Annotated in this window: 5 protein-coding genes; all 5 read left to right on the top strand. The window is 39.9% G+C overall.

The genetic code is table 11. The features are described from left to right. Positions 1-214 precede the first annotated feature (214 nt). Positions 215-625 (top strand): hypothetical protein, encoded by a 411-nt coding sequence (locus BFP75_RS07205; RefSeq protein WP_099544572.1) that lies wholly within the window; start codon positions 215-217, stop codon positions 623-625. Between the two features lie 11 nt (positions 626-636). Further along, a complete protein-coding gene (locus BFP75_RS07200; RefSeq protein ID WP_099544571.1) occupies positions 637-1551 on the top strand; it encodes a mechanosensitive ion channel family protein in 915 nt (304 codons plus the stop codon). Further along, the gene (locus tag BFP75_RS07195; protein WP_099544570.1) at positions 1538-2380 is read left to right on the top strand and encodes an ATP cone domain-containing protein; all 843 of its coding nucleotides are present in this window, start codon (positions 1538-1540) and stop codon (positions 2378-2380) included. The genes BFP75_RS07200 and BFP75_RS07195 overlap by 14 nt, the downstream gene beginning before the upstream one ends. Before the next feature lie 3 nt (positions 2381-2383). Next, the gene (locus BFP75_RS07190) at positions 2384-3760 is read left to right on the top strand and encodes an MBL fold metallo-hydrolase RNA specificity domain-containing protein (protein WP_099544569.1); all 1377 of its coding nucleotides are present in this window, start codon (positions 2384-2386) and stop codon (positions 3758-3760) included. Between the two features lie 254 nt (positions 3761-4014). Beyond that, positions 4015-4650, top strand: coding sequence for a hypothetical protein (locus BFP75_RS07185; RefSeq protein ID WP_099544568.1), 636 nt, complete (start codon positions 4015-4017; stop codon positions 4648-4650). The last annotated feature ends 263 nt before the right edge of the window (positions 4651-4913 follow it).

The following is a 4913-nucleotide window of genomic DNA, read 5'->3' as shown; positions in this document are numbered from 1 at the left end:
TACTTGACCAAAAGTCCCTCAAGTTCAACAACACGGTCGGCCAAACGACGGTTCGCACGCTCAAGATTCTCCAAACGAACCAATAACTCCGATATGAACTTATCCTTTTCGATAACCGAAAGATCCGATAATCTTTCGTAGGATCCAAATGAATTGACAACTTTATCAGCACTGATTAGTTACCCTAATTTATAAGAAATTAAAATTTAAGGATATGAAAAATATAGGTATTTGGTTGGACAGCAAAAACGCTTTGATCGTTCGTTTGAATGAAAACGGAGACTCTTTGAACAAAATAGAATCCGGTGTTGAATTTTTCAATAGAACCAGCACCTCTGGGTCAAGGGTCAAATGGGGTGGAACCCAAGATATAACACATGAACGGAATTATTTGGAAAAGGAAAAACAGCAATTTAAAACATACTTCAAGGAGGTGGCCCATGCGGTAGCCGACTGTGATGCACTGGCACTTTTTGGCCCTGCGGATATTAATGAAAAACTAAAAAAGGAACTGGAAGAAAACTATCCAACCATAGGTAAAAAAATAGTTGCCGTAGAAAAAGCGGATAGTATGACCGATAATCAAACAAGGGCTCTCATTAGAGACTTCTTTAACAATAGATAAACCAATCGCCAATGGAAGATTTTCTTACGCTTTTTGAGAACCCTACGGTCCTAAAGTTCGTAAAACTTGGATTGTGGATTTTGCTCATTATTTTCATCATAGGTTTTTTAAGAAAAATGCTCAAAAAGCGCATAGAGGATACCTCCATTAGATATAAGGCTCAAAAAGGTGTAGAAATCATTGGATATTTTTTAATTATTCTTATGGTCTTCATGGCTATTACCGTGGATGACATTAAGGACTACACCCTTATCATTGGATTGTTTACGGCCGGAATCACCTTTACCCTACAAGAACTTATTTTAAGCCTGGCAGGTTCATTTTATATTTTTTTTGTGCGTGTATATAAACCGGGTGATAGAATAGAAATCAATAATATCAAAGGTGATGTAATCGATATAGACAGCATCTACACTACCCTAATGGAAATAGGGGAATGGGTTAGTAGCGACAATTATTCCGGAAGGATAGTAAAAATTAGCAATGCATTTGTCTTTAAAGGGCCCATTAAGAATTATTCCATGGATTTTCCTTTCGTTTGGGATGAACTTAATGTTCTTATTACCTACGGTTCCAATATGGAACTTGCCAAATCCATTATCTTGGAAAAGGCAAATGAATTTTTATCGGACTACTCGGAAAAATCCATGGTACAATGGCAAGAGATGGTAGAACGCTATTATATTGAAAATGCAACGATAAAACCCACCCTAGCCGTTCAACTTACCGATAACTGGATAGCCTTGAACCTACGGTACATTACGGACTATAAACGTAGAAGGGATACCAAAAACAGATTATTTTCAAATATTGAAAAGGCCCTTAAGGAAACAGAAGGTAAAGTAACCTTGGCCTCCACTACCCTTCAGCTTCTAAAAATACCGGAGGTTGAGGTGCAAATAAAAAAAGGATATGAAGGAATCTAGCATTGAGGTCCAAAAATCCTCTGGGGAAAGGGTACAATTCTCTATGGATAAACTTAGAAGCTCACTTAAGCACAGTGGGGCGGACCATGAATTAGTAGAGGATATTGTGACGAAGGTGAGGGATGAAATCTATCCGGGAATCACTACCAATGAAATCTACAATCGTGCCTATGCCCTTTTAAAAAGGAGAAAGTCGGTCTTTGCTTCCAAGTACAAACTCAAAAAAGCGATCTATGAGTTGGGACCTACGGGATTTCCTTTTGAACGGTTCGTGGCCGCCATTTTAAAATACTCAGGGTACCAGGTTGAAGTGGGCGTGTTTTTAGAAGGCCATTGTGTAACCCATGAAATAGATGTCCTGGCCGAAAAAGATGAAAGTACCACCATTATTGAATGCAAGTTCCACAGTGACAAAGGTCTCAACTGCAATGTAAAAATCCCCCTCTACATAAATTCCAGGTACAATGATATAAAGGAGCACTGGGTAAACAGCAAGAGAGGAAAGAATATACTGGAAAAGGGTTGGGTGGTTACCAATACCCGTTTCACGCAAGACGCCATAAAATATGGGACGTGTGCCAACCTATACCTTCTAAGCTGGGACTATCCTAAAAACGAAGGTCTCAAGGACCGCATTGACCGCTTGGGATTATACCCCATAACAGTTTCCTCGCTTTTAAGCAATCGAGAAAAACAATTCCTGCTCAGTAGGGATGTAGTACTTTGCAGGCAACTTAAAAAGGATAAATTCTTCCTTGATCATTTGGGTATATCCACAAACCGAAAAGCGAAAATATTGGATGAAATAGGTCAGCTTTGTAATCCATAAACCATGAATAAAGTCAAAATTCATTTTCTTGGAGCCAGTGGTACCGTTACAGGTTCAAAATTTTATCTGGAAACCCCAGACGTAAATGTTATGATAGATTGCGGCATGTTCCAAGGATTGAAGGAACTCAGGGAGATCAATTGGAAACCTTTGCCCATAGACGCATCAAAAATAGATTTTGTGTTGTTGACCCATGGGCATTTGGACCATACCGGATACTTGCCAAGGTTGCTCAAAGAAGGATTTAAGGGTAAAATTCTTGGAACCGCCCCTACTTTAGACATCACACGGATTATTTTGATGGATAGCGGAAAAATTCAGGAAGAACAGGCCCAGTCAGCCAATGAAGAGGGCTACAGCAAGCATTCACCGGCACTACCCTTTTATACTGTAAAAGACGCAGAAAGAACCTTTACATATTTTCAATCCTGTAAAAAAGAGCAATGGATTTCCCTTTCCCAAAATGTAAGGGCCAGGTTTCAATACAACGGCCACATTATTGGTGCTACGTTTATTGAACTGGAAATTTGTGGAAAAGTATTTGTATTTTCCGGGGACGTGGGAAGAAGCAGAGATTTACTTTTATGCCCTCCGGAACGGCCCAAATGGGCAGATTACTTATTTCTGGAAAGCACCTATGGCAATAAATTGCACCCGGAAGAAGACGTTCCCGAAATTTTAAGCTCCTTGATAAAACAAACGATCCAGGAACGTGGAAATCTTATCATTCCCTCCTTTGCCGTGGAACGTTTACAGTCCCTCATGTACACCTTATGGGTATTGTTCAAGAAGAACAAAATTCCCAATATTCCCATTTTTGTGGATAGCCCTATGGGCAACAATGTACTTTCCGTTTTTGAAAGGTTTCCTACCTGGCATAATGTATCCATTGCCGATTACCATGCCATGATGCGCCATATTAACATTATTTCTTCCTATGCCGATACTTGGAAAACCATTGATGACCCCAGGCCCAAAATTATCATTGCCGGCAGTGGAATGGTCACCGGTGGGCGGGTCCTTACCTACTTGCAACAAATGCTTGATAGGACAACGACACAAGTTCTATTGGTTGGTTTCCAAGCTGAAGGCACCCGGGGCAGACAGCTTTTGGATGGAGCACATGAATTGAAAATATTCGGAAAATATTATCCGGTAAAGGCAAAAGTCCACCTTCTGGAAAGTCTTTCCGCACATGCGGACCAAAACGAATTGTTGTATTGGACAGATGCCATTGAAAACGTTCCGGAAAAGGTATTCCTTATCCATGGAGAGCCAAGTGCACTGGATGCCTTACGTGTAAAACTTAAAGACACAAAAGGCTGGAATTGCCAAATCCCTAAGCAATACGAAACCATAGAAATTATGAACTTGTCTTGAGTTCATGTTTGGAACCGAGATTTGTGGCTTTTGGGGTCTAATGAAGTCATTTTTGAGCAGCATAGCCGGAGCTACGGTGCGAAAAAAAAGGCGAAATTAGGGCGTAAAATGTGCAAATCGCAGGTAAAAGATGAACTCAAGACGAGTTCTATGTGTTGAAATTATGCAAACCGATTCATACCGTCGTATGATTTTTGTCATTTTTATTACTCGGGTCAAGGCATATATTTGATCAACCCTTAAATGTACATGTCATGAAAAAAATACTTTCCCTTTTCACCGTTCTTCTTATGGGATGTTCTTCCACTAGTCTAATTGAAAACTGGAAGGATCCAGAGACCGTATTATTTAACGCGAACAAGGTCCTATTGGTTGGAATGACCCAAAACCAAGAAGCGCGAAACGCCTTTGAGGGACAACTCCAAAAAGAATTCGAAAAAAGGGATGTGGAAGCTTGGAAAAGCATGGATGTTTTTGATGTTTCTTTTACCAATTCCAAAAAAAGCGAGGAAGAGTTGGATATGGTGGAGCAAAGCCTACTGGATAAAGGTTTTGATGCCATCCTTTTTACTAAAATTACGGGCTCCGAAAACAGGGAAAACTTTTTGAAATCCATGTCGCGATGGGAAGATGGCCAAGTAAGGTTCAACAATGACTACTTGGAGCACCAAGGCATTTATTTTGACGAAGCCTATTATGAAAACTTCAAAGTCTATTTTGCGGAGACCACACTATACTGCATTTGCGAGGGAAAAGAAAGGGCCATGATTTGGCGGGGCATTATAGAGATCATGGACCCCAGTAATGTGAACAAGGCCATAAAAGACTATGTCAATTTAGTCGTTACGGCATTGGAAGAGCAAGATTTAATATTTATTCAAGATTTCTAAGGACCTTTTGCGGTTTCCCTAATACGCTCAAAACAAGGGACTGAATATTTTACCGATTCCTTCCTTGAGCTTTTTGGTCCATGGGTGCAAAAAACGGTCATAGTATACCACTAAAAACGGATTAAAGTGAACCACCCAAAACGGACTAAAGTGAGCCACCTAAAACGGGTGAAAGTGAACCACTAAAAAAGTCGATTCTATTTGTAAAAAGTCAAAGGTCTTTTTTTGTTAAAAAGACAATGGCTAATAAGCAAATAGATATG

It is taken from the genome of Maribacter sp. 4G9, assembly GCF_002742265.1.
Taxonomy (GTDB): domain Bacteria; phylum Bacteroidota; class Bacteroidia; order Flavobacteriales; family Flavobacteriaceae; genus Maribacter.
Note: the sequence above shows the minus strand (reverse complement) of the source record. Positions and strands in the feature narration are given on the sequence as shown.

Coding starts and splice junctions, on each gene's coding strand:
- BFP75_RS07190 (WP_099544569.1), top strand. CDS start 2,384: ATGAATAAAGTCAAAATTCATTTTCTTGGAGCCAGTGGTACCGTTACA.
- BFP75_RS07205 (WP_099544572.1), top strand. CDS start 215: ATGAAAAATATAGGTATTTGGTTGGACAGCAAAAACGCTTTGATCGTT.
- BFP75_RS07185 (WP_099544568.1), top strand. CDS start 4,015: ATGAAAAAAATACTTTCCCTTTTCACCGTTCTTCTTATGGGATGTTCT.
- BFP75_RS07200 (WP_099544571.1), top strand. CDS start 637: ATGGAAGATTTTCTTACGCTTTTTGAGAACCCTACGGTCCTAAAGTTC.
- BFP75_RS07195 (WP_099544570.1), top strand. CDS start 1,538: ATGAAGGAATCTAGCATTGAGGTCCAAAAATCCTCTGGGGAAAGGGTA.